This is a genomic window from Variovorax paradoxus, from assembly GCF_024734665.1.
GTDB lineage: Bacteria > Pseudomonadota > Gammaproteobacteria > Burkholderiales > Burkholderiaceae_C > Variovorax.
Map to the genome: position 1 here is coordinate 2,491,248 of NZ_CP102931.1, position 23,297 is coordinate 2,514,544.

Sequence of the window (23,297 nt, forward strand, 5' to 3'; positions counted from 1 at the left end):
GTCGGGTGCTCCCCGCAGCGAAATAAAGGAGGAGGGCGAAGCCCGGGGGACATTCGCGGAGGGGAGTACCCGATGGCCTGTGCAAGCACCCCGAACACAACCTCCCGGAGTCCAAAGATATGAGCAACATCATGCTGAAGGTCGAAGACCTGCACGTAGCCTACGGCCAGAGCGAGGCCTTGCACGGCATCTCCTTCGAGGGCCATGCCAACGAAACCATCGCCATCATGGGCCGCAACGGCATGGGCAAGACCACGCTGTTCAAGAGCTTGATGGGCGTGCTGCCGTTGAAGAGCGGGCGCATCGAAGTGGCGGGGCAAGACGTGTCGCGCGACGAGAGCTTTCGCCGCGTGGCCAAGGGCATCGCCTACGTGCCGCAGGGCCGGATGATCTTTCCGACGCTGACGGTGGAGGAGAACATCCAGACCGGGCTCGAGAACTCGAAGACCCGCCGCATCCCCGAAGAGATCTACGCGCTGTTCCCCGTGCTGTGGGACATGAAGAGCCGCAAGGGCGGCAACCTCTCGGGCGGCCAGCAACAGCAGCTTGCCATTGCACGCGCCCTCGTCACCGACCCCAAGGTGCTGCTGCTCGACGAGCCCACCGAAGGTATCCAGCCTTCGATCATCAAGGACATCGCCAAGGCACTCAACGAGATCCGCAAGCTGCGCGGCATCACCATCGTCGTGTCCGAGCAGGTGCTCAGCTTCGCGATGGATGTAGCTGATCGGCTCTTCGTGATCGAAGGCGGACGCCTCGTGCACGAGACCGCGCGCGACAAGACCGATGTGGACCACATCAAAGCCTACCTCTCCGTTTGATCTTTCCGTTCAACCACAACCCAACCAGGAGCCACTGCAAATGACGGACACGCTGATCAAGGTCGATCTGACCAAGTCGCCCACCGAGAACGAGTTGATTCACAACCGCTGGCACCCGGACATTCCGATGGCCTGCTGGGTCAACCCGGGCGACGACTTCATCCTCGAGACCTTCGACTGGACCGGCGGCTTCATCAAGAACAACGACAGCGCCGACGACGTGCGCGACATCGACCTGAGCACAGTGCATTACCTCTCGGGCCCCGTGGGCGTGAAGGGCGCCGAGCCCGGCGACCTGCTGGTGGTCGACCTGCTCGACATCGGCGCCAAGCAGGACAGCCTCTGGGGCTTCAACGGATTTTTCTCCAAGAAGAACGGCGGAGGCTTTCTCACCGACCACTTTCCCGAAGCGCAGAAATCGATCTGGGACTTCAAGGGCATGTTCACCAGCTCGCGCCACATTCCGGGCGTGAACTTCGCGGGGCTGATCCACCCCGGCCTGATCGGCTGCCTGCCCGACAAGCCCATGCTCGACATGTGGAACGAGCGCGAGAAGGCGCTCATTGCCACCGACCCCGATCGCGTGCCCGGCCTTGCCAATCCGCCGTTCGCCGGCACCGCCCACATGGGCAAGATGACTGGCGAGGCGAGGGCGAAAGCCGCTGCCGAGGGTGCGCGCACCGTGCCCCCGCGCGAGCACGGCGGCAACTGCGACATCAAGGACCTGTCGCGTGGCTCGAAGGTGTTCTTCCCGGTGTACGTCGACGGCGCGGGCCTGAGCGTGGGCGACCTGCACTTCAGCCAGGGCGACGGCGAAATCACCTTCTGCGGCGCCATCGAAATGGCTGGCTGGGTGCACATGAAGGTCACGCTCATCAAGGGCGGCATGGCCAAGTACGGCATCAAGAACCCGATCTTCAAGCCCAGCCCGATCACGCCGCAATACAACGACTACCTGATCTTCGAAGGCATCTCGGTCGACGAGAGCGGCAAGCAGCACTACCTCGACGTGAACGTGGCCTACCGCCAGGCCTGCCTGAACGCCATCGAGTACCTGAAGAAGTTCGGCTACTCGGGCGCGCAGGCCTATTCGATTCTTGGCACGGCGCCAGTGCAGGGCCACATCAGTGGCGTGGTCGACGTGCCCAACTCTTGCGCCACGCTGTGGCTGCCCACGGGCATCTTCGACTTCGACATCAACCCGAACGCCTCGGGCCCGGTGAAGATGATCGACGGCAGCATCAGCATGCCGCTGTCGCACGACCTGCGTTGAAAGACAGCCACGCCATGCCCACCTACGACTACGCCTGCGGCCAGTGCGGTGGCTTCGAAGCGCTGCGGCCCTCGGGCCTGCGCGACGAGCCCGCCGTGTGCCCCGATTGCGGGTGCGCCTCGCCGCGCGTACTTTCGGCCGCACCGCGGCTCGCACTGATGGCCTCGGGCACGCGCCGCGCCATGGAAACCAACGAGCGCGCGCGGCATGAGCCCGGCAGTTCGCGCGACTACGCGCGCTTCAAGCACCCGGCGGGCTGCGGCTGCTGCAGTTCGGGCAAGCGGGGTGCGACGGTGACGGCGCCCAACGGGGCCAAGTCTGCGCCTTCGCGGCGGCCGTGGATGATCAGCCACTGAGGCTGCTGTTTCATGGGGCAACCCCTATTGACCGGCTTCTTTTCAAGGCCCTGATTGTTTCAATCCTGTGAACGCCGTGGTTCATTTCGACGGCGTTTTTCAGGGCTCTTCAGGATCAAACTTCTCCTCACCAACCCATCACCTGAAGGAGATTGAAATGAATGCCTCGAAGATCCTCGCCGCTGCTGCCCTCTCGCTCCTGGCTGCTGCCGGAGCCCACGCAGAAACCTACGACGGCGTGCACGTCGTGAACTCTTCTGTGACCCGCGCTGAAGTTGCACCGCAAGCCGTTGCCGCCGCTCGTGCTGGCAACGAATACAGCGATGCCTCGGGCGCTGGCGCACAAGCCTTCACCTCGACCGCCAACCGCGCGACCGTGCAAGCCGAAGCCGTTGCCAAGGCCCATGACCCGTTCGCCAGCCTCGACCGCCGCGCGTTCTACCGCGACGAAGTGCCGGCTGCCTACAAGAAGCCCAGCGTGTCGTTCACGCGCCAAGCTGGCCTGTAAGCGCCGACCACGACACCTTCGGGTGTCGCAAAAGAAAGAACGGGCCCTCGGGCCCGTTTTTTCATGGCCGATCGCTTTGTGGTTGTTGTCAAAATATACGCATTGAGTATATATTCGCGGCCCATGAACATGCCGCAACAGGTGCTCCTCCGCGACGCGATGCGTCAACTCAACATGACGCGCGATGCATTCGCAGAGCGCATCGGCAGCCGGAGAAGGGCGCTCGACGCCTGGCTCCTGCCCGACGAATCCAACGAATTCAGGGCCATGCCCGAAGTCGCGCGACGCTTTGTCAGCGAAATCCTGGCTTCGGACGGCCGGCGCAGTGAATATACGCAAAGCGCACATGAAGGTGCCTTGCGGCAGGCCTTGGCCACCGAGGGTTCGCACCACCTGCTGTCGGTCAGCCAGTTCAACCGCGACGCCATCGATGAGCTGTTCCAGCTGGCCGACGTCATGCAGCCCATCGCGCGCCGCCGCAAGGTCAGCCGCGTGCTCGAAGGGGCAGTGCTGGCCAATCTGTTCTTCGAGGCCAGCACGCGCACCCGCGTGAGCTTCGGCGCGGCGTTCTGCCGGCTGGGCGGCTCGGTGTGCGACACCACTGGCTTCACCTTCTCGTCGATGGCCAAGGGCGAATCGATCTACGACACCAGCCGCGTCATCAGCGGCTATGCCGATGCGATCGTGGTGCGCCATCCGGAGCAGGGCTCGGTCGCCGAATTCGCACGCGCCACCAACGTGCCGGTCATCAACGGCGGCGATGGCCCGGGCGAGCATCCCAGCCAGGCGCTGCTCGACCTGTACACCATCCAGCGCGAGTTCTCGCGCCTGGGCAAGCTGGTCGACGGCGCGCACATCGCGATGGTCGGCGACCTGAAGTACGGGCGCACCGTGCACTCGCTCATCAAGCTGCTCGCGCTGTATCGCGGCCTGAAGTTCACGCTGATCTCGCCGCCGTCGCTCGCAATGCCGGCGGAAATCGTGGAGGCCGTCAGCCGCAACGGCCACGTCGTCGAGACCGCGGCCACGCCTGCGCAGGCGCTGGCCGGCGCGGACATCATCTACGCCACGCGCATCCAGAAAGAGCGCTTCGCGAACGACGAAGTGCTGGAGGGCTTCGACAACGCGTTCGAGATCAACCGCGCACTTATCGAATCAGCCTGCAAGCCCGAAGTGGTGGTGATGCATCCGCTGCCACGCGATGGCCGCCCCGGTTCGCACGACCTGAGCGTCGACCTGAACAACGACCCGCGCCTGGCCATCTTCCGCCAGACCGACAACGGCATCCCGGTGCGCATGGCCATCTTCGCCACGCTGCTGGGCGTGGAAAAGCTCGTGAGCCGCTCGATGCGTGACGCAGCCTGGACGCCGCCCTCGCACATCGGGCCGGACGACAGTGTGTTTCACGGGCTCGATTGAGGCTCAGCAAGAGCGCGCGGCCTTCCTGATCGTGAAGGTCTGGGTCTGGCCGTCGCGTTCGACGTGCAGAAGATCGCCCTCGACGCGGATGCCTGTCCACCGTTCGATGTGTCCGCTCGAATGAACGATCTCGACGCTGTCGTCGGATATCACGCGGTAGTCGAACAGCGGCCCGGCCAGAGGGCCGTTCTTCTTGCCGATCGTCGCGGTCACACGGCCGGTCGATCGAAAGCAGTAGCTGTTGACTAGCGTGTCGGACACGAGGTCGAGGAAGTGGTCGATGGGCAGGGGGTGGTTAGGCGTGATCGTCATGCTCTGGCGCTCGTTGTCTCCACAAGGCAGCCTTCCGATTCAGAAGCGGCCGAATATAGAGCCTCAAGCAGCCGCACGCCGATACGTCAGCAATCGCCCCCTGTATGCCACCCGGCTCACGGTTGCGAGTTGATCCAACCGCTCCTCGCACATGCCGAAGCCTTCGTCCGCCATCTGCCTGTTGAACGCCGACCGGTTGCCCCGGTCCGGGTCGACGATCCACACCTCGGCGGCGGGGCTGGTATGGCGGGCGATGAAGGCGGCGAGCAGGCCTTCCGCATCGCGCTCGTACAGCAGGTCGCTGCCGATCACGAGGTCGAACAGGCCGTGCACGTCGCCGTCGGCCCCGGTCTCCTGCATGCCCCAATGGCCGCGCCTGTATTTCATGGGCGGCAAGGCGTTCAGCCGAAGGTTCTCCAGCAGGAAGCCGCTAGCGAGCGGGTGGCAGTCGCTCGCCGTCATGTCGTTGCCGCGCCGATGGCCGACCAGGCTTGCGAGCGCGAGGCCGCAGCCGATCTCGAGCACGCGCGCGCCCAGCACCACGGGGTGCAACGCCATGCGCGCGGCCAGTTGAGCGCCCGAGGGCCACAGCAGCCCGAACATTGGCCATGAGGCGGAAGAGATGCCCTGCGCGGCTGCCGCACCCGAGGGGTCGGAGAACTGCTGCCGATCGAGCAACGACTGGATGACGAGGTCGTCGGCACCCGCGATGGCGATGCGCTCCAGCTTGAGTAGATAGCCCGGCATCGAAGGGAGCAGGGTCTCGCGTGCGAGGCCCCGGTGCAGCAAAGGTGGGCCAGTATGCGCCCTGGCCGGCTTCGCGCCTTCTCACGCTCATCTAAGCAAACTCTCACTGCTGCGTAAGCGGCCTCTCACAGCCTGGTAAGTACCGCGTCTTAGAGTGAATTCATCGTCATCACTCAAGGAGACAACCATGAGATTTCGTATCGCAACCCTTTGCATCGCAGCCGTGCCCGCGCTGGTGCTGACATCGTTCGCGCATGCTGGCGGGCTGGCCGATCCCGACTATCCGCAGATCTCGCATTCGACCCAGTCGCGCGATGCGGTGGTCGACGACGCCGTGCGCGCCAACAACGGCATTCACGCAACGGAAGTTCTGGAATCGCAGGTGCAGGCGCCCGTGTCGGGCGCCGACCGCGCGCAGGTGCAGGCCGAGGCGATTCGCGCGAACACCGGCATCCATCCGACGGAAGTTCTGGAATCGCAGGTGCAGCCACCGGTGGCTTCTGCGAACCAGCCGGATGCGCCGATGACACACGCCACCAACACAACTGGCGCGACCACCTACTGAGCTGCAGCGGCGCATCGTGCGCCCGGCGTCAATCGCGCGTGAGCACGAAGCGCCTGCGGATGCCGCTCGCGGCCGAAGGCGCCACCCACAGGTCGAACTCGCCGGGTTCGACGGTCGGCTTCATGTCACGGCCGATGAACGCCAGGTCATCGGCCGTGAGCGTGAATTCGACGACCGCTGAAGCTCCCGGCGCGATGCCGATCTTGCGAAAGCTCTTCAGCTCGCGCACCGGCCGCGTCACGCTGGCCGCGCGCTGGCCGATGTAGAGCTGCACCACTTCCTCCGCATCGCGCTGGCCGGTGTTGGTGACGGTGGCGCGCACGCGCAGCGTGCCCGACGTCGGCAGCCGCTCCGTGCTCAGCTCGACGTTGTCGTAGCGCACCGGTGAATAGCCGATGCCGAAGCCGAAGGGGTAGAGCGCCTCGTTCGTTGCGTCCAGGTAGCGCGTCTTGAATGACGTGTTGGGCGCGTTCTCGGGTGATGGACGCCCGGTGCGCTTGTGGGCGTAGTAGTAGGGCACCTGGCCGGCCGTTTGCGGAAAGCTCACGGGCAGGCGGCCTGAGGGGTTGAAGTCGCCGAACACGACGTCGGCGATCGCGTTGCCGGTCTGCACGCCGAGGAACCACGTGACGAGGATGGCGCGCGCATTGCGCACCGCGCCCTTCAGCGCCATCGCGCGGCCGTTGCTCAGCAGCACGATCACGGGCTTGCCAGTGGCGGCCACGGCCTCGGCCAGGTCCTGCTGCGCCTGCGGCAGCCCGATGTCGCTGCGCGAGCGAGCCTCGCCCGACATCTTCTCGCTCTCGCCGATGGCCAGCACCACCACGTCGGCATCGCGCGCGGCCGCCACCGCGGCGTCGATGCCGCCGGACAGCTGCGACTCGATGCCCGAGCCGCGCACCACGTTCACCGATGAGTTGGGGCCCAGCGCCGCGCGCAGGCCCTGGTCGATGCCCACCGGCCCCGACTGTCCGGGGAACAGGCTCCACGCACCCATCAGGTCGACGGTGCCCTCGGCGAAGGGGCCGATGAGTGCGATCTTCGTGCCGGCCTTGGGCAGCGGCAGCAGCATGCGCTCGTTCTTCAGCATCACGATGGAGCGGCGCGCGCTCTCGCGGGCCAACTCGATGAATTCGGGGTTCTCGGGGCGCTGCGAGGCGGGTGGGCCGTCGAGGCCGTGCATCGGGTCGTCGAACAGGCCCAGCTTCTGCTTGACGCGCAGCACGCGGCGCACGGCCTCGTCGAGCCGCTCTATCGGTACTTCGCCCGAAGCCACGAGGTCGGGCAGGTAGCGCATGTACAGGCCGCTCTGCATGCTCACGTCGGTGCCGGCCATGAAGGCCTGCTTGGCAGCCTCGCGTGGGTTGGCGGCGTAGCCGTGCTCCACGAGTTCTTCGTCGGCCGTGTAGTCGGAGACGACGAAGCCCTGGAACTTCCATTCGTCGCGCAGCACGCCCGTAAGCAGCGAGTGGTTGGCGGTGGAGGGCACGCCGCCGATTTCGTTGAAGGCGCTCATGACCGAGAGCGCACCGGCGTCCAGCGCCGCGCGGAACGGCGGCAGGTACACCTCGCGCAGCGTCTGCTGCGAGATGTCGCTCACGTTGTAGTCGAGCCCGCCTTCGCCCGCGCCGTAGGCCGCGAAGTGCTTGGGCGTGGCCAGCATCGCGTCGGGCCGGGAAAGGTCTGGGCCCTGGAAGCCGCGCACGCGGGCGGCTGCGAACTGCCGCGAGAGGTACACGTCTTCGCCAGCGCCTTCGAGGCCGCGGCCCCAGCGTGCGTCGCGCGCGATGTCGACCATGGGCGCGAAGGTCCAGCGGAAGCCGTCGGCCGTGGCCTCGACCGCTGCGGCGCGCGCGGTGCGCTCGGCCAGGTCGGGCTCCCAGCTGGAGGCCTCGGCCAGCGGCATCGGGAACATGGTGCGAAAGCCGTGGATCACGTCCGCGCCGAAGATCAGCGGAATGCCCAGGCGCGACTCGTTCACCGCAATCTGCTGCAGCCGCCGCTTGCCTTCGAGGCCGGCGTTGTTGAACAGGCCGGTGAGGCGGCCGGCGCGCACGTCGGCAGTCTCCTGCTGCGCATTGCGCCAACCGGCCTGGGGGTTGTTGGGGGTGTCGATGTCGGCGGGGCCGTACAGAGTGAGCTGGCCGGCCTTCTCCTGCACTGTCATGCGGGCGATGAGGGCCTCGATGCGGGCTTCGGGCGTCAGCGCCGCATCTGCCGCGGCAGGGGCGGCGGATGCAGGGGGAAGCAGGAGCGCGAGGGAGAGAAGGGCGGAGGCGGGAGCGAGAAGGGAAGCCGGGGTTCTGATGCGCATGGCCTCCTATTCTCCAGATAACGCCGCTGCCCCTGTTCAGCGGGTTTCCGCGCTGGCCGTAGGCCTTCTCCGATAGCTGGGCCGTGCTTACTCGGCGGTGGCGCCCGAATCCTTCGCCACCTTCACCCATTTCGTTGTCTCGCTGCCGATGAACGTCGCAAGCTCGGCCGGCTTCATGTTGCCGGCCGTCACGCCCTGTTCCTCGAAGCGCTTGACCACATCGGGCTGCTGCAGCACGCGCGACACCTCGGTGTTCAGGCGCTGCACCAGCTCGGGCGGCGTGCCGTGCGGCGCCATGAGCGCGAACCATGTGGTCATGTCGTAGCCCTTGAGGCCGGCCTCGTCGAGCGTGGGCACGCCCGGGTAGGCGGGCGAGCGCATCTTCGTGGTCACGGCCAGCGCCTGCACCTTGCCGGCGCGGATATGCGGTGCGGCCGAGGGGCTGGTCTCGATGGCCATCTGGATCTGCCCGCCCATCAGGTCGGCCATCATCGGCGCGCCGCCCTTGTAGGGCACGTGCACGATGTCGGTCTTCGTCATCGAGCGGAACAGCTCCCCCGAGATGTGCTCCGTGCTGCCGTTGCCCGCCGAGCCGTAGTTGACCTTGCCCGGGTTGGCCTTGATGTAGGCGACGAGTTCGGCCACCGATTTCACGGGCACCTTCTCGTTCACGATCAGCACGTTGGGCGTGGACGCTACCAGCGCCACGGGGTCGAAGTCGCGCTGGAAGTCGTAGGGCAGGCGCTTGTAGAGGCCCGGCGCAATCGAATGCGCGATGGTCGCCAGGAACAGCGTGTAGCCGTCGGCCGGCGCCTTCGACGCGATGGCCGCGCCCACGGTGCCGCCCGCGCCGCCGCGGTTGTCGATGATGACCGGCTGCTTGAGCGATTCCGACAGCTTCTGGCCCACGGTGCGCGCGACGATGTCAGTGGTGCCGCCCGCCACGAAGGGCACGACAAGGGTGATGGGCTTGGCGGGCCAGTCGGCCGCGCTGGAAGAAGCCGCGGCGGTGGCCAGCAGCAGGGCGGCCATGCCGGCGCGCAGAAAAGTCGAGGGGCGTGGAAGAGCGGATTTCATGGTCTGGATGTCGTGGGGTCGTTGTTATTGGTTATTGAAAAGAGCGCGCGCTTCACGCCACGCGGTTCAGCAGCGGCTGGTTGCGTACCCAGCGCCGCAGGTTGTCGAGAAAGATCGCGGCCACGCGCGCTTCGTTGCCGTCCGAATGGCCGGCGCTGTGGGGCGTGACGATCACGTTCGGCAGGCTCCACAGCGGCGAGTCGGCCGGCAGGGGCTCGTGCGCGAACACGTCGAGATACGCGCCGGCCAGCGCGCCGCTGCGCAATGCATCGATGAGCGCAGGCTCGTCGACCACCTCGCCGCGCGAGATGTTCACGAGCCGCGCACCAGCGGGCATGCGAGCCAGCGCCGCTGCATCGACAAGGCCGCGCGTGCGATCGCTCAGCGGGCAGGCCAGCAGCAGCCAATCGGCCTGCGGCAGGACCGTGTGCAGCCGCTCGTAGCTCACGCTCTCGTGGGCCGGCGCGGCCGCCGGGGCCTCGCTGCCGCGCACGGAAACGACGCGCAGGCCCAGCGCCGCGAGCAGCGCGCCGAGCCCTTGCCCGATCGGACCCCAGCCGACGATGACGGCAGTCTGCCCGGCAAGATCGCGCGGCAGGCCACTGCCCATGAGCGGCGACCAAGTGCGTGCGCGTTGCGCGGCCAGCAGCTGTGGAAACTGCCGTGCCAGCATCAGCACGCCTGCCAGCGCGGTCTGCACGACCACGCCGGCGTTGGCGCCCGACGAGGTCGTGACCTCCACGCCGCGCGCCCGCAGCTCGCCGTACACCGGCCGGTCGGCGCCCGCGGAATGCGCGTGCACCCAACGCAGCGAGGGCGCGTGGCGCATTGCGTCGTGAAAGGCCTGCGTGTGCGGCAGCACCTCGTGCTTGGTCGACAGGCCGGTGACGTCGCGCGAGACAAAAGCCACGTCGGCGTCGTCGCCCGGGTTCACCACCACGTGGGTGCGGTCGCCGAGCGCCGCGGGCAGGCCGGGCGCCGTCTGCGCCGAGGCTTGCGACGTCATCAAGATGCGCAGCGGCGAGCTCATTCGGCCGTCGCACCCGATTCGCGCACGATCGCCTTCCACTTCTCGTACTCCTGGCGCGTGAACTTGCCGAACTGCTCGGGTGTGCCGCCCACCGGGTCGGCGCCCTCGCGGATCATCTGCGCCTCGAGCGAGGGCAGCGCCTCGTTCACCGACTTGTTGAGCAGCGCGATCACCGGGGCTGGCGTGCCTTTGGGCGCGAAGAAGCCGAACCACGAGCCGGCGGAGAAATCGGGGAAGCCCTTCTCGGCCACGGTCGGTACGTCGGGCAGCGAGCGCGAGCGCTTCTGGCTGCTCACCGCAATGGCCCGGAGCTTGCCCGCCTTGATGTGCGCGATGACCGATGGAATGGTCGCGAACATGAATTGCACGCGGCCCGCGAGCAGGTCGTTGAGCGCGTTAGCGCCCTTGTAGGGCACGTGCAGCGTCTCGGCCCCGATGCGCTTGCTGAGCATGTAGCTCGACAGGTGCGACGAGGTGCCGACGCCGGTGGAGCCGTAGTTCAGCCTGTTGGGGTTGGCCTTGGCGTAGGCGATGAATTCTTCCAGCGTCTTCGCGGGCACTTCGGGGTTGACCACCAGCACGTTGGGCACGTCTGCGATCTGCACCACCGGCACAAGGTCGGTGAGCGGGTCATAGGGCAGGTTCTTGTAGAGCGTCTGATTGACGGCCATCGGGCCGACCGAGTTGACGATCAGCGTGTAGCCGTCGGCCGGTGCGCGCACCACGAACTCGGTGCCGATGTTGCCGCCGCCACCGGGCTTGTTGTCGATGATGAAGGACTGCTTGAGTTTTTCCGACATGTGCTGCGTGACGGCGCGCGCGAGGATGTCGGTGGTGCCGCCGGCGGTGAAGGCGACGACCACGCGCACGGGCTTGCTCGGGTAGGCCGTCTGTGCGGTGGCACTGAGCCCGGCGGCCAGGAGTGCCGTGGCGCAGAAGAGCTTTTGCAAGAAGCGGGAAGAAGGCTTGTCTCGTGTCATTGTTGTGTTCTCGTGGGGGTGATCAATCAGTCGCGAAAGCCCGGGTCCATCCGGTCGAGCTTGCGCAGCAGCGCCGGCCATTCCATGAGGCCGTAGGGCCGACGCGTGCCGGGCTGGTAGTTGTTCCAGGTCTCCTCGAGGACGTGCTTCGGCACCGCCTGCAGCGGCGTGTTGCAAGACATCGCGCCGATCTGCGCGCGGCAGGCCAGCTCGAGCCGATGCATCCAGTTGAAGGCCTCGCCCACGCTGCGGCCCACCACCAGTGCGCCGTGGTTGCGGAAGATCACGGCCTCGCGGTCGCCCAGGTCGGCCAGCAGCGAGGCCTGCTCCTCGGTGTTCAGCACCACGCCCTGGTAGTCGTGGTAGCCGATCTTCAGGAAGCGCATGGCGGTCTGCGTGAGCGGCAGCAGACCGCATTCGAGCGACGACACCGCCATCGACGCCCAGCTGTGCGTGTGGATCACGCAGGCCACGTCGGGCCGCGCGGCGTGCACGGCGCTGTGGATCACGTAGCCGGCCTTGTTGATGCCGTAGTCCAGCTCGCCGAAGTCGGGCTTCGAGAGGATGTTGCCGTCCTGGTCGACCTTGATGAGGCTGGAGGCGGTGATCTCCTCGTACATCATTCCGTAGGGGTTGATGAGGAAGGCGCCTTTCTCACCCGGCACGTGCGAGGAGATGTGGTTGGCCATCATGTCGGACATGCCGTAGAGGTCTACCAGCCGGTAGCAGGCAGCGAGGTCGATGCGGGCCTGCCATTCGGCTTCGGAGCATCGGCCCTTCATGGAGGGAATCTGGAGTACGCCGGGTCGTGTCATGAGGTTTCCTTCGGATGCATGGGGTTCATTCAGTCGGCGCCAAGCTGCAGGCGGCTGGGCAGGCGCTTCTCGATGGCGAACTTCAGCAAGGCGGCCGAGCGGAAGATGCCGTGCGCGAACTTGCCGTAGGGCAGGGTGAGAAACAGCGCCATCACCACGCCCAGGTGCACCGCCAGCAGCAATGCCATGAAGGGCGTGTCGCGCCACGCCAGCAGCGCAAGGCCGGTGAGGCTGGTGAGCAGCAGCAGCGCGATGAAACCGCGGTCCATGGGCCGCTGCGCCACGTCGCCGTGCGCCGGGTTGCGCCGCAGGTTCAGCCACAGCAGGCCGACCGGGCCCACCACCAGGCCGATGCCGCCCGCGGTGCCCAGCAGCACCGGCAGGCTGGTGAGCGCATAGGGCGCATGCAGGCTGAACAGGTAGTGGTACAGCGTGGCCACGCAGGTCGAGGCGAAGCACAGCATGAAGCCGTAGAAGGTGAAGTGGTGGAAGCGCCGGCGCCACAGGGTGAAGCGGTCGTCTTCGTTGTTGCAGCCTTCGCCGTGGCCCCCGCCCAGGTACTTCAGGCGCAGCGCGTCGTGTGCGGCTTCGGCGCTGGCTGCGTTGCGTACGTCGGTTACCTCGGCGGGCACGTTGTCGCGCGACGGCGATACCTCGCGCCAGAAGCGCCGCACGCCCATGGCCAGCGCGAACATCACGAAGAGAAACACCGCGCCGAACACCAGCGCGAGAAAGTTGTGCGGAAAGATCGCGTAGAAATTGCCCGCGAGCGGCTCGTGCAGCAACGAGCCCGACATTGCCACAGCAAGCACCAGGAAGAGCGCGAGCCCACCGGCCAGAGCGAGCGCAACCGTGAGGCCCGCGCGCTGGTACAGCGCACCCATCGCAGGCGGCCAGGCGTAGTCGTGGTACGTCTGCATGCGCACCTGCGCCATCGCCTGCGGCACGTTCACCGCGAACTCGTGTGGCGGCGCGTATTGGCAGGCGTGCAGGCAGGCGCCGCAGTTGTGGCACAGATTGGCGAGGTAGTGCGTGTCGGCCTTGCCGAATTCGAGGCGGCGCGTCATGGCTGGGAACACGGCGCAGAAGCCTTCGCAGTAGCGGCAGGCGTTGCAGATCTGCAGGATGCGCGCGACTTCGCCTTCGCTCGCGGTCAACGGAAGGGCGGGCTGGATAGGGATCACGCGCGACGTGGCACCGCCACCGATGCCGTCGGCATCCGCACGGGCGCGTGCGACGAGATCAGTGAGCTGCTGCAAGGGCTGTCTCCGGGGATTTCTTCGAAAGGTTCTTTGCCGCGTTCGCAGCCTGCGTGCCGGCGATGCGCCCGAAGGCCGTGCCGATGCTCATGCCGACTCCCGCCGTGTAGCCCTTTCCGAGCACGTTGCCGGCCATCATTTCGCCGGCCACGAACAGGTTCGGGCTGGCCCGGCCGCCGAAGCGCACGGCCGCTGTTTCGTCAACCTTCAGGCCGAGGTAGGTGAAGGTGATGCCGGGGCGCACGGGGTAGGCGTAAAAGGGCGCTGTGTCGATGGGGCGCGCCCAGTGCGTCTTGGCGGGCGCCAGGCCCTCGGTGTGGCAGTCGTCGAGGGCGGTGTGGTCGAAGCGGCCCACGCGGCAGGCGGCGTTGTAGTCCTCCACCGTGCGCACGAAGGTGGCTTCGTCGAGGCCGATCTTGCGTGCCAGTTCGCCGAGCGTGCTCGCCTGCGTGCCTGGAAACACCGGTGGCATGAAGCGCCCGACCGCCTTCTGGTCGATGACCGACCAGGCGATCTGCCCCGGCTGCTGCGCGACGAGTCGGCCCCAGATGGCGTAGCGCTTGGGCCAGAAGTCTTCTCCCTCGTCGTAGAAGCGCTTCGCCTCGCGGTTGACGACCACGCCGAGCGACACGCAGTCGATGCGCGTGCAGATGCCGCCGTCGTACAGCGGCGCGCGCGCGTCGATGGCCACCATGTGGCCCTGCGACGGATCGCCGATGCTGTCTGCGCCCGCCTCGATCATGTGCTTCAGCAGCACGCCCTGGTTGAAGCGCGTGCCGCGAATCAGGAAGTTGTCGGCCGGCCATTCGCCGCGCTCGTTCTGGCCCCAGGCTTCGCGCAGCCATTCGCGGTTCGACTCGAAGCCGCCGGCGGCCAGCACGCAGCTCTTCGCTTCGATGCGCTCGCCGGCCTCGGTGCGCACGGCCACGAAGCGGTCGCCGTCGAGCTCGACCGAGGCCACAGGCGTGTCGTAGCGGATCTGTACGCCCAGCCGTTCGGCGCTGCGGAAATAGGCGTTCACCAGCGCCTTGCCGCCACCCATGAAGAAGGCGTTGGTGCGCGCCACATGCAGCGCGCCCGACAGCGGCGGTTGGAAGTGCACGCCGTGGCTGCGCATCCAGTCGCGGCAGTTCGACGAGGCGCGAATTACGAGGCGCGCCAGATGCTCGTCGGTGAGGCCACCGGTCACCTTCAGCAGGTCTTGCCAGTATTCCTCTTCAGGGTAGGCCTCTATCAGCACGTCCTGCGGGGCGTCGTGCATGCAGCGCAGGTTGCGCGTGTGCTGCGAATTGCCGCCGCGCCATGCCTTGGGCGAGGCTTCGAGCAGCAGCACCGAGGCGCCTGCCTCGCGTGCCATCAGGGCGGCGCACAGCGCGGCATTGCCGCCACCGACAACCAGTACGTCTATCACTCGTGGGTCTCCTTGGAATACGGGAGACTCTAGGCAGGCTGGCCTTCAGGCGAAAGGCCGATCCGGGCAACGGGTGTTCAGTTTTTGTGAAGACTGGCACCGGCCCAGAGACCTTCGCGCACCAGGGCGCGCGCCGTGTCGGCCATCACCACGCGGGTGGCCAGCGCGGCGGGGGAGAGCTCGTCGTCCGACAGGCTCACGAGCAGGTTGCGGCGGCCCACGTGGGCATCGGCGATCTGTGTGAGCTGCAGGTCGTCGCGGTCGTGCCGCGCGGTGGCGGCGCCGGGCTGGATGGTGGCGCCATGGCCGGCGCGCACCGCGTCCATCAGCAGCGCGAGGCCGTCGACTTCGGCCACGATGCGCGGCACGATGCGTGCCCGCGCGAAGGCAGCCATCAGCGTGGCGCGCAGGCCGTGGCTGCCGCTGGGCAGGATCAGCGGCAGTTCGGCCAGTTGGGACAGGCGCACACGGGCGCCGGTGGGGCGCTGCGCCAGCGTGGGGGACGCGATGACGAAGAGCTTTTCGGCCAGCAGCGGCGTCACGCTCCAGCGCCGCGGCGTGTCGGTCTGGAACAGCACGGCCAGGTCTAGCTGCCGCGCCTGCAGCATGGTCGTGAGGTGGCCGGACAGCGCCTCGACCATGTGCAGCCGCACTTCGGGGTAGCGCTCGCGCATGGCGCGCATCAGCGGCACGCCGAGCACCGTGGCGGTGGTGGGTGCCAGGCCCACGCTCACGTGGCCCGAGAGCCGCGCCTGCTGCGCGGCGCGCACCGCGTCGTCGGCATGGCGCAGCGTGAGCTGAGCCTGGTGGAGAAAGGCCACGCCCGCATCGGTGGGCGCAACGCCGGTCGAGCTGCGCTGCAGCAGCCGGGTGGAAAGCTCACTCTCGAGCCGGCTGATCTGCTGGCTCAGCGCCGAGGTGACCACACCCAGTTCGACCGCCGCGCGGCCCATGCTGCGAAGCTCGCAGACCTTGACGAAGTAGCGCAGTTGCCGGAGTTCCATCGTCCGATCATCGCGCAGGCACGGCGGCCGGCGCGGGCCGGCGCAACAGCAACCATCCGAACAGCGGCGCGGTGATGTACATCACCACCGAGTAGATGGCCGCCGGCAGCGCGAGCTGGAAGCTGCCGAGCACGCTCACCGCGATGAAGATCGCCAGCGTGGAGTTGTGAATGCCGATCTCGTAGCTGATGGCGGTGGCCAGCGGCTTGTCGAGGCCCGCGGCGCGGCTCAGGTAGTAGCCCGCGAGCAGGCTCACGAGATTGAACAGCAGCACCGGCACACCGATCTCTGCGAAGGTGGCCGCCATGGTCTTCCACTCGTTGGCGATGGCGAGCACCGTCACCACCGCGAGCACCACGCCGCTGAAGATCTTGGTCGGCTTTTCCATGCGCGCCGCGAAGCCGGGGCTGCGCGAGGCCACGAACATGCCGATGGCCACCGGCACCAGCACGATGGCAATCACTTCCACCAGCTTGCGTGTCTGCAGCGGCACTACCTGGCCGCCCTGCGCGAAATAGCCGATGGCCCAGTTCGCGATGAGCGGCAGCGTGACGATGGACAGCAGCGTGTTCACGGCCGTGAGCGAGATGTTCATCGCCACGTTGCCGCCGAACAGGTGCGAGAACAGGTTGGCCGAAATGCCGCCGGGCGAGGCCGCGAGCAGCATCAGCCCCACCGCGAACACGGGCGACAGGCCGAAGCCCACGATGATCGCGTAGCACGCCAGCGGCAAGCCGATGACCTGCAGCAAGAGCGCGATGGTCACGGCCTTCGGGTGCTTGAAGAGACGTTTGAAGTCGGCGAGCGAAAGCGAAAGCCCGAGCCCGAACATCACGAGCGCGAGCGCGCCGAACAGGAAGCGGGTGACGACGACGGTGGCGTCCATGGATTTGTCTCCTCGTTGGTTCTTGTAGTTTTGATGCGTAAAAAAATAGCCGCCAGCACCTGTCGTGCAGGCGCTGGCAGCCGTGGAAACCGGGGTCGACGCTGTCTTATTGTTTGTAGCTGTCGTCGATGCGGTCGAGCTTGCGGATCAGCGAAGGCCAGACGAACTGGCCGCCCAGGCCACCGGTCTGCACCTTCATGGCCTGGCCCACGCCTTCCACGATGCGTGGGTCCACCTGCGTGAGTTCGCTGCCGCCCGATTGCGCCGCAATCTGGATCTGGCAGGTGTTCTCGAAGGTGTACATCGAAAGAAAGGCGTCGGCAATGGTCTTGCCGCAGGTCAGCAGGCCGTGGTTGCGCAGCATGAGGAAGTTGGCATTACCCATGTCGGCTTGCAGGCGCGGCTTCTCGTCGTCGCGGAAGGCCACGCCTTCGTAGTCGTGATAGGCCAGCGAGGCCAGCACGAAGGTCGACTGCTGGCTGATGGGCAGCACGCCATTCTTCTGCGCGCTGACGGCGATGCCGGCCTTGGTGTGGGTGTGCAGCACGCACTGGATGTCTTCACGCGCGGCATGCACCGCGCTGTGAATGACGAAGCCTGCCGGGTTCACGGGGTAGGGCGAGTCGATGATCTTGTTGCACTGCTGATCGACCTTGACCAGGCTCGACGCGGTGATCTCGTCGAACATCAGGCCGTAGGGGTTGATCAGGAAGTGGTGCTCGGGGCCGGGAATGCGCGCGCTGATGTGCGTAAACACGAGGTCGCTCCAGCCGTAGAGCGCCACCAGTCGGTAGCAGGCGGCGAGGTCGACGCGAAGCTGCCACTCCTCGGCGGAGACGAGCTTCTGGATTTCGGGTTGGGAGAAGGCGTTCATGATGAGGTTTCCTCTTGTCGATGTCAGGCGGCCGCGGGCTCGGTCAGCGCGGCCTTGTAGATGCTCTGCTTCGGCTGCGCCATCACGCGGCGCAGCATGGGCTCGAACTCGCTGATGGGCAGCGTCTCGGCCTTGGGGTCGAAGGCGGGGTTGTCGTAGAGCGCGCAGAACTCGGCCGTGCGCTCGTAGTGCGGGTGGCCCTTGAAGTTGTCGCGCATGTCGCGGTTCAGGCCGATGTGGTGGAAGAAGTAGTGGCCCTGGAAGATGCCGTGGTTCTGCACCATCCAGTGGTTGGCTTCGCTCACGAAGGGCTTGAGGATGGCGGCGGCAATGTCGGGGTGGTTGAAGCTGCCCAGCGTGTCGCCGATGTCGTGCAGCAGCGCGCACACCACGTACTCCTCGTCGCGGCCGTCGCGCAGGGCGCGGGTGGCGGTCTGCAGCGAGTGGGTGTAGCGGTCGACCGGAAAGCCGCCGTAGTCGCCTTCGAGAATCTGCAGGTGCTTGATCACGCGCGCCGGCAGGCCGGTCGTGAACTGCATGAATTCGCCGCCGATCAGTTGCCAGTCTTCGCGCGTGCTTTCCTGCATGCTCTTGAAACTTGCGCGTGCATTCATCGCTGGGGGTCTCCGTTCTTGTGGGGTGCCGGCCACTGTATGCCTGCGCTTGACCTTGAACTGTCAAGAATTTGACAATGTGGGGTTCTGGTAAACCCCCGCCTCGCAGCGGTTCATGCCCATGGCTGCTTCCCCTAGACCGCGTCTTTCCGCTGCGCACCGCGCCGCGCTGGAGGGCAATCCGTGGTTCATGAGCATGCCGCGCGCCCAGCGCGAGGCGCTGCTGGGCGCGGCCGAACTCCACCACGTGCGGCGCGGCGCGATGGTGTTCCGCCAGGGCGACCCCATCCACGCGGCGGGCGGCGGCTTCTACGGACTGGTGGCGGGCACCATCAAGATTTCTTCACTACGTCAGGATGGGCGCGAGGCCATCCTCGCGGTGCTGGAGCCCGGCAACTGGTTTGGCGAGATCACGCTGATCGACGGCTCGCCGCGCACGCACGACGCCACCGCGCTGGAGGCACTCGACCTGCTGATGGTGCCGCCCGAGGCTTTCGTGCAGCTGATGCGCGACGTGGTCTTCTCCAACGCCATTGCCGCGATGCTCGCAGCGCGCGTGCGCATGCTCTACGGCCTGGCCGAAGACGCCACGCTGCGCAGCCTGCGCGCCCGCGTGGCGCACCGGCTGCTGGTGCTGGCGCGCGGCGATGCCACGCAGTCGGTGCACCTGCGCCACGAGCTGCAACTGCCCCAGGAGGCGCTGGCGATGATGCTCGGCGTGACGCGCCAGACGCTATCGAAAGAACTCAATGCGCTGGCGGGCGAGGGCGTGGTCGCGCTGCGTTACGGGCGCATCGAGCTGCTGTCGCTCGATGTGCTGCAGAAGCTGGTGAGCTTGGGCTGAGCCCTTGCGCCGCCGTCAGCGCAAGACCCGACCGTCGGCAGAAATGCTGATCAAGTCGATGTTGCGCACGCTGTCGCGCAGGCCCGGGCGCAGGTTGATGCGGAAGCCGCCCACGTCGTAGTCGGTCATGCCCGACATCACGCGCTGCAGGCTCGCGGTGTTGAAGCCGCGGCCGGCGCGGCGCACTGCTTCGCCGGCAGCCTTGGCCGCGATGAAGCCTTCGAGGCCTTCGTACGACGCGGTCTGGTCGGAGTTGTCCACGGCCGCGAGGTATTCCTTGACGATGGGAATGGCCGACGGCCGTGGCGAAGGCACCACCTGCGAGATCACGATGCCGCCGATGTCCTTGCCCAGCGTGGCGTAGAGCGGATCGATGCCGACGATGGAAAAGGCCATGAAGCTGCCCGCGTAGCCGCTCTTGCGCAGTGCACGGATGGCATTGGCCGTGGTGCCCGAGAGCGACACCAGCACGATGGCCTGGGGCGACTGTTGCTGCACCGTCTTCAGGGCCGCGTCGAGCTTGTTGCCGGTGGCCGGCACCAGCGCGCTCGCGACCAGGGGCGTGAGCCTGAGCTCGGTGATGGCCTGCTCGACGGCCGCCAGGCCGGCGCGGCCCATGGCGTCGTCGTCGCCCACCAGCGCGATGCGAGTCTGCCCCACGGTGGCGCACTGCTTCACGATCTTCAGGGCCTCGTCGATCATGCCGGGCCGCACGTGGAACACGTTGGGATGTTCGGCGCCGCGCAGTGTGTCGGAGGCCGCGAAGGGCGCGAACAGCAGGCTGCCCTGCTGCGTGGCGACGTTGGCGCCGGCCTCGCTGCTGGCCGTACCGACGAAGCCGAAGAGCATGTCGACCTTGTTGGTGGTGAGCAGGGTGCGCGCGTTGGCAGCGGCGCGGGCCGCGTCGTAGCCGTCGTCGAGTTGAAGCAGCTTCAGCTGCAGGCCGTTGGCGGCGTTCTTGTCGTTGAAGTCGCTTACCGCCAAGCGGCTGCCGGCGGCGAAGGCGGTGCCTATTTCGTAGGCACTGCCGGTGAGAGGCACCGATTGCCCGAGCAGCACGACACGCGGTGTGCCGCCCGCCGCGCGCGTGGACTGGGCCATGACGGGGTGGGCGATACCGCTTCCCAGCGCCAGTGCGCCCAACGCCGCCTTGCTCAACCATTCCCTGCGAGATGGGTTCATTGGACACCTTCTTTCACATTAGTAAAAAAGTGTAGCAATAACGGGGCCAGGGGGGAAGTCGGGTGCCGGGGCGGAATTCCCTGATGAGAGGGCCCGGGAAAGGCCGAGGCCGCTCAGGCAGCGCGTTCGAACACCAGGTCCCACACGCCGTGGCCCAGCTTGATGCCGCGGTTCTCGAACTTGGTGAGCGGGCGGTATTCGGGCTTGGGCGCATAGCCCTCGGCCGTGTTGCGCAGCAGCGGCTCGGCCGCGAGCACTTCGAGCATCTGCTCGGCGTAGGGCTGCCAGTCGGTGGCGCAATGGATGTAACCGCCGGGGCGCAGGTGCTGCGCGAGCTTGGTCACGAACTCGGGCTGGATCAGGCGGCGCTTGTTGTGGCGCTTCTTGTGCCACGGGTCGGGAAAGAACACATGCACGCCGGCCAGCGTACCGGGCTGCAGCATGTGGTCGAGCACGTCAACCGCGTCGTGCGCGCAGATGCGGATGTTCGACAGCGACTGCTCGCCGATGCGCTTGAGCAGCGCGCCCACGCCGGGCTCGTGCACTTCGCAGCAGAGGAAATTGGTCTCGGGCAGCACGGTCGCGATGTGCGCGGTGGCCTCGCCCATGCCGAAGCCGATTTCCAGCACGGTCGGGCCGGCGCGGCCGCCGAAAGCCGCAGTCAGGTCGAGCGGCTCGGGCTTGTAGGGCACGAGGAAAAGCGGGCCCAGTTCGGAAAAAGCGCGTGCCTGGCCGTCGGTGGTGCGGCCGGCGCGCTTCACGAAGCTCTTGAGGCGGCGGTGCAGCGGGTGCGGCTTGGCCGCTTCATCGTCGTCGCTGGCGTCTGGAGTGGGCGCATCTTCGCTGCGCGGGATGTCGTTGGGCACGGTGTCGGGAAAGTTCATGGAGGCCGCGAATTGTAGAGAGCGCGCCATTCGGGCACCCAGGCGGCCAGTGCGTCTGCGCAACTGGTGGCCGTGGTGGGATGCAGGCCGAGCACGCGCGCGGCCGCATCGAGCGCGGCCAGCGCGGCGGCGGGCGAGCCAGTGTCGATGGAGGTCGCGCCGTTCTGCTTCGACAGCTTGTCGCCGTCCGCACCGCGTACCAGCGGCGTGTGCAGGTAGCTGGGCGTGGGAAAGCCCAGCGCGCGCTGCAGCAGGATCTGGCGGGCGGTGTTGTCGGTGAGGTCTTCGCCGCGGACCACGTCGGTCACTCCCTGTTCGGCATCGTCGACCACCACGGCGAGCTGATAGGCCCAGGGGCCGTCGGCGCGGCGCAGCACGAAGTCGCCGACCTCGCGGCTCACGTTCTGGCACTGGCGGCCGAGGCGGCGGTCGGTCCAGCAGAGTTCGCTGCCGGTGCCGGAATCGGCTGTTTCATCCCAGGGCACGCCCGGCGTGGGCGGCCGGTCGGCTTCGAATTTTTCGGTGGCGAAGCGCCAGGCTCGCGCGGGCTTGCCGTGCAGCCCATCCCGGCAGGTGCCGGGGTAGACGCGCTCGCCGTGGCGCTCGTGCCGCTGGCCTAGCCGTGCGAGGGCTTCGTTGATGTCCTTGCGCGAGCAGCCGCAGGGGTAGGCGAGGCCGCGCCCCTGTAGCCGCGCCAGCGCGGCTTCGTAGCGCGCGGTGCGCTGCGTTTGCCACACCGGGACTTCGTCGGGCAGCAGGCCGCAATCGGCCAGTTGCTGGAGGATGTGTTCGCCCATGCCGGGCAGGCAGCGCTCGGTGTCGGCGTCTTCGATGCGGATCAGCCAGCGCGCCTGCGGACCGCGGGCGCGCACGTCGAGCCAGCTCGCGAGCGCAGCCACCAGCGAGCCCGCGTGCAGCGGGCCGGTGGGCGAGGGCGCGAAGCGGCCGGTCTCCCTCATCTCCCGATCAGATGACGTCGAGCGCGAGCGACAGGCCCGAGAGGAAGGCGTCTTCGACGCGGTGGCCGGTGCACCAGTCGCCGGCCACGCCGATGCGGGCCTTGCTGTCCCAGAGGTGCGTGGTGCCCACGGGCACCTGCGTCTGCGCTTCGTTCCAGCACAGGGCCTGGGCGTGCGCGGGCGTGGCATGGATGCCGGTGATCTCGGCGAAGGCGCGCAGCAGCTTGGCTTCGACGCGCGCGGGCGTGTCGCGCAGATGCTCTTGCGACCACGTGGCGCTGGCCTGCAGCGTCCAGCGCTCGATGGGCTCGCGGCCGGGCTTGGACGACTCGCGCGCCAGCCACGCCACGCGGTGATGGGTGCTGCGCGCCGCATTCCACTGCGGGCCGAGGTGCGACATGGTGGGCTGGTTGGCCTGGGGGTAGGCGACCATCAGCGTCCAGCAGGGGGCGATGCGCACCGGTTCGATCTTGCGGCTGAGCGTGGCCGAGAGCTTGCCGTCGCCCAGCAGCGCACGGGTGCGTGCGGGCGGCACGGCGAGCAGCACGGCGTCGAAGCCGGAGTACACGTGCTGCGAGTCGTCGGTGCCCGCGGTGCGCAGTTGCCAGCGCTTCGCATCGAGCGCGTCGGGCTCGATCTGCGTGACCTGCGTGCCGGTAATGAGACTGTCGCCCAGCGGCTTGGCCCAGTGGGCGGCCAGTGCATCCATGCCGGGCTGCGCCACCCAGTGCGGTTCGAGCGAGGGCAGGGCCGCCTCGGCCACGCGGCCGTGGGCGTCGAGCACTCGCACGAGGTTTGCGCTCCAGCGCTTGCACAGGCCGGGCGTGCTTTCGAGTGCCAGCGCAAAGCGCAGATCGCGCACGGTGAAGTACTGGGCGCCGCTGTCGAAACGGCCGAAGGCGGTGTCGATGCTCGCCATGCGCCCGCCGGCCGTGGCCTCGCGTTCGAACAGCGTGACCTTGTGGCCGGCCTGCACCAGCGTTCGTGCACAAGCCACCCCGGCGATGCCGGCGCCGATGACGGCGAAATTGCGCGGCGCGCGTGGGGTGGCTGGGGTTCGGTGACGGTCGGCGGCCTTGGCCGGCTTCTTTGCAGTTGCGCGAGTGCTCATGACGAACTCTTTTCTTCTGGATGGAATGCGGTTGGATGTGTCTGCACTCTAC

General features: G+C 67.3%; 24 protein-coding genes. 7 read left to right on the top strand and 17 right to left on the bottom strand.

What is annotated here, in order from left to right; all coding sequences use genetic code 11:
* Window positions 1–131: 131 nt before the first annotated feature.
* The 5 genes from urtE (at window position 132) to NWF24_RS11725 (ending at window position 4,377) form a co-directional block, all read left to right on the top strand.
* Window positions 132–821 (top strand): urea ABC transporter ATP-binding subunit UrtE, encoded by a 690-nt coding sequence (urtE, locus tag NWF24_RS11705; RefSeq protein WP_093075114.1) that lies wholly within the window; start codon window positions 132–134, stop codon window positions 819–821.
* A 40-nt stretch (window positions 822–861) separates the two neighbouring features.
* A complete protein-coding gene (gene fmdA, locus NWF24_RS11710) occupies window positions 862–2,094 on the top strand; it encodes a formamidase (protein ID WP_093055859.1) in 1,233 nt (410 codons plus the stop codon).
* A gap of 14 nt (window positions 2,095–2,108) precedes the next feature.
* Entirely contained in the window at window positions 2,109–2,450 is a 342-nt protein-coding gene (locus NWF24_RS11715; RefSeq protein ID WP_258354316.1) for a zinc ribbon domain-containing protein, read from the top strand.
* 157 nt (window positions 2,451–2,607) lie between these two features.
* Window positions 2,608–2,958: an alpha/beta hydrolase gene (locus NWF24_RS11720; protein ID WP_093055861.1), complete on the top strand. Its 351-nt coding sequence runs from the start codon at window positions 2,608–2,610 to the stop codon at window positions 2,956–2,958.
* A 123-nt stretch (window positions 2,959–3,081) separates the two neighbouring features.
* The gene (locus NWF24_RS11725; protein ID WP_093055863.1) at window positions 3,082–4,377 is read left to right on the top strand and encodes an aspartate carbamoyltransferase; all 1,296 of its coding nucleotides are present in this window, start codon (window positions 3,082–3,084) and stop codon (window positions 4,375–4,377) included.
* 3 nt (window positions 4,378–4,380) lie between these two features.
* Here the strand turns inward: NWF24_RS11725 and NWF24_RS11730 are convergent, their stop codons facing one another.
* Both NWF24_RS11730 and NWF24_RS11735 read right to left on the bottom strand, forming a co-directional pair.
* Window positions 4,381–4,689 carry a hypothetical protein gene (locus tag NWF24_RS11730; RefSeq protein ID WP_258354317.1) on the bottom strand — a complete coding sequence of 103 codons (309 nt, stop codon included), beginning with the start codon at window positions 4,687–4,689 and terminating at the stop codon, window positions 4,381–4,383.
* 63 nt (window positions 4,690–4,752) lie between these two features.
* Window positions 4,753–5,436, bottom strand: a complete 684-nt coding sequence (locus tag NWF24_RS11735; protein WP_258354318.1) for a class I SAM-dependent methyltransferase — start codon at window positions 5,434–5,436, stop codon at window positions 4,753–4,755.
* 187 nt (window positions 5,437–5,623) lie between these two features.
* On the opposite strand from NWF24_RS11735, the gene NWF24_RS11740 reads away from it, so the two are divergent.
* A complete protein-coding gene (locus NWF24_RS11740) occupies window positions 5,624–6,001 on the top strand; it encodes a hypothetical protein (protein WP_258354319.1) in 378 nt (125 codons plus the stop codon).
* Between the two features lie 28 nt (window positions 6,002–6,029).
* On the opposite strand, the gene NWF24_RS11745 is transcribed toward NWF24_RS11740, so the two are convergent.
* The 11 genes from NWF24_RS11745 to NWF24_RS11795 form a co-directional block, all read right to left on the bottom strand.
* Window positions 6,030–8,315, bottom strand: coding sequence for a glycoside hydrolase family 3 N-terminal domain-containing protein (locus NWF24_RS11745; RefSeq protein ID WP_258354320.1), 2,286 nt, complete (start codon window positions 8,313–8,315; stop codon window positions 6,030–6,032).
* Between the two features lie 87 nt (window positions 8,316–8,402).
* On the bottom strand, window positions 8,403–9,392 hold the full coding sequence (locus tag NWF24_RS11750; RefSeq protein WP_375338449.1) for a tripartite tricarboxylate transporter substrate binding protein: 990 nt from the start codon (window positions 9,390–9,392) through the stop codon (window positions 8,403–8,405).
* A gap of 52 nt (window positions 9,393–9,444) precedes the next feature.
* Window positions 9,445–10,422, bottom strand: a complete 978-nt coding sequence (locus tag NWF24_RS11755; protein ID WP_258354321.1) for a D-2-hydroxyacid dehydrogenase — start codon at window positions 10,420–10,422, stop codon at window positions 9,445–9,447.
* Window positions 10,419–11,402, bottom strand: a complete 984-nt coding sequence (locus tag NWF24_RS11760; protein ID WP_258354322.1) for a Bug family tripartite tricarboxylate transporter substrate binding protein — start codon at window positions 11,400–11,402, stop codon at window positions 10,419–10,421. Before NWF24_RS11760 ends, NWF24_RS11755 begins: the two co-directional genes overlap by 4 nt.
* Before the next feature lie 26 nt (window positions 11,403–11,428).
* Entirely contained in the window at window positions 11,429–12,217 is a 789-nt protein-coding gene (locus tag NWF24_RS11765) for a class II aldolase/adducin family protein (RefSeq protein WP_258354323.1), read from the bottom strand.
* A 29-nt stretch (window positions 12,218–12,246) separates the two neighbouring features.
* Window positions 12,247–13,476 (bottom strand): tricarballylate utilization 4Fe-4S protein TcuB, encoded by a 1,230-nt coding sequence (gene tcuB, locus NWF24_RS11770; RefSeq protein WP_375338450.1) that lies wholly within the window; start codon window positions 13,474–13,476, stop codon window positions 12,247–12,249.
* Complete coding sequence (tcuA, locus tag NWF24_RS11775; RefSeq protein WP_258354324.1) at window positions 13,460–14,887, bottom strand: FAD-dependent tricarballylate dehydrogenase TcuA; 1,428 nt, start codon at window positions 14,885–14,887, stop codon at window positions 13,460–13,462. Before tcuA ends, tcuB begins: the two co-directional genes overlap by 17 nt.
* A 77-nt stretch (window positions 14,888–14,964) precedes the next feature.
* Window positions 14,965–15,891, bottom strand: coding sequence for a LysR family transcriptional regulator (locus NWF24_RS11780; protein WP_258354325.1), 927 nt, complete (start codon window positions 15,889–15,891; stop codon window positions 14,965–14,967).
* 7 nt (window positions 15,892–15,898) lie between these two features.
* On the bottom strand, window positions 15,899–16,777 hold the full coding sequence (locus tag NWF24_RS11785; protein ID WP_258354326.1) for a bile acid:sodium symporter family protein: 879 nt from the start codon (window positions 16,775–16,777) through the stop codon (window positions 15,899–15,901).
* A gap of 106 nt (window positions 16,778–16,883) precedes the next feature.
* Window positions 16,884–17,651, bottom strand: coding sequence for a class II aldolase/adducin family protein (locus tag NWF24_RS11790; RefSeq protein WP_258354327.1), 768 nt, complete (start codon window positions 17,649–17,651; stop codon window positions 16,884–16,886).
* 23 nt (window positions 17,652–17,674) lie between these two features.
* A complete protein-coding gene (locus NWF24_RS11795; RefSeq protein ID WP_258354328.1) occupies window positions 17,675–18,265 on the bottom strand; it encodes an HD domain-containing protein in 591 nt (196 codons plus the stop codon).
* Window positions 18,266–18,386: 121 nt separating this feature from the next.
* Between NWF24_RS11795 and NWF24_RS11800 the strand changes: the two genes are divergently transcribed.
* Window positions 18,387–19,109 (top strand): Crp/Fnr family transcriptional regulator, encoded by a 723-nt coding sequence (locus NWF24_RS11800; protein ID WP_258354329.1) that lies wholly within the window; start codon window positions 18,387–18,389, stop codon window positions 19,107–19,109.
* Window positions 19,110–19,124: 15 nt separating this feature from the next.
* Here NWF24_RS11800 and NWF24_RS11805 read toward each other — a convergent pair whose 3' ends face one another.
* The 4 genes from NWF24_RS11805 to NWF24_RS11820 form a co-directional block, all read right to left on the bottom strand.
* A complete protein-coding gene (locus tag NWF24_RS11805) occupies window positions 19,125–20,291 on the bottom strand; it encodes an ABC transporter substrate-binding protein (protein WP_258354330.1) in 1,167 nt (388 codons plus the stop codon).
* Window positions 20,292–20,404: 113 nt separating this feature from the next.
* Entirely contained in the window at window positions 20,405–21,175 is a 771-nt protein-coding gene (trmB, locus tag NWF24_RS11810; RefSeq protein WP_258354331.1) for a tRNA (guanosine(46)-N7)-methyltransferase TrmB, read from the bottom strand.
* Window positions 21,172–22,134, bottom strand: a complete 963-nt coding sequence (gene gluQRS / locus NWF24_RS11815; RefSeq protein WP_258354332.1) for a tRNA glutamyl-Q(34) synthetase GluQRS — start codon at window positions 22,132–22,134, stop codon at window positions 21,172–21,174. The genes trmB and gluQRS overlap by 4 nt, the downstream gene beginning before the upstream one ends.
* A gap of 7 nt (window positions 22,135–22,141) precedes the next feature.
* Entirely contained in the window at window positions 22,142–23,245 is a 1,104-nt protein-coding gene (locus NWF24_RS11820; RefSeq protein ID WP_258354333.1) for an NAD(P)/FAD-dependent oxidoreductase, read from the bottom strand.
* Between the last annotated feature and the right edge of the window lie 52 nt (window positions 23,246–23,297).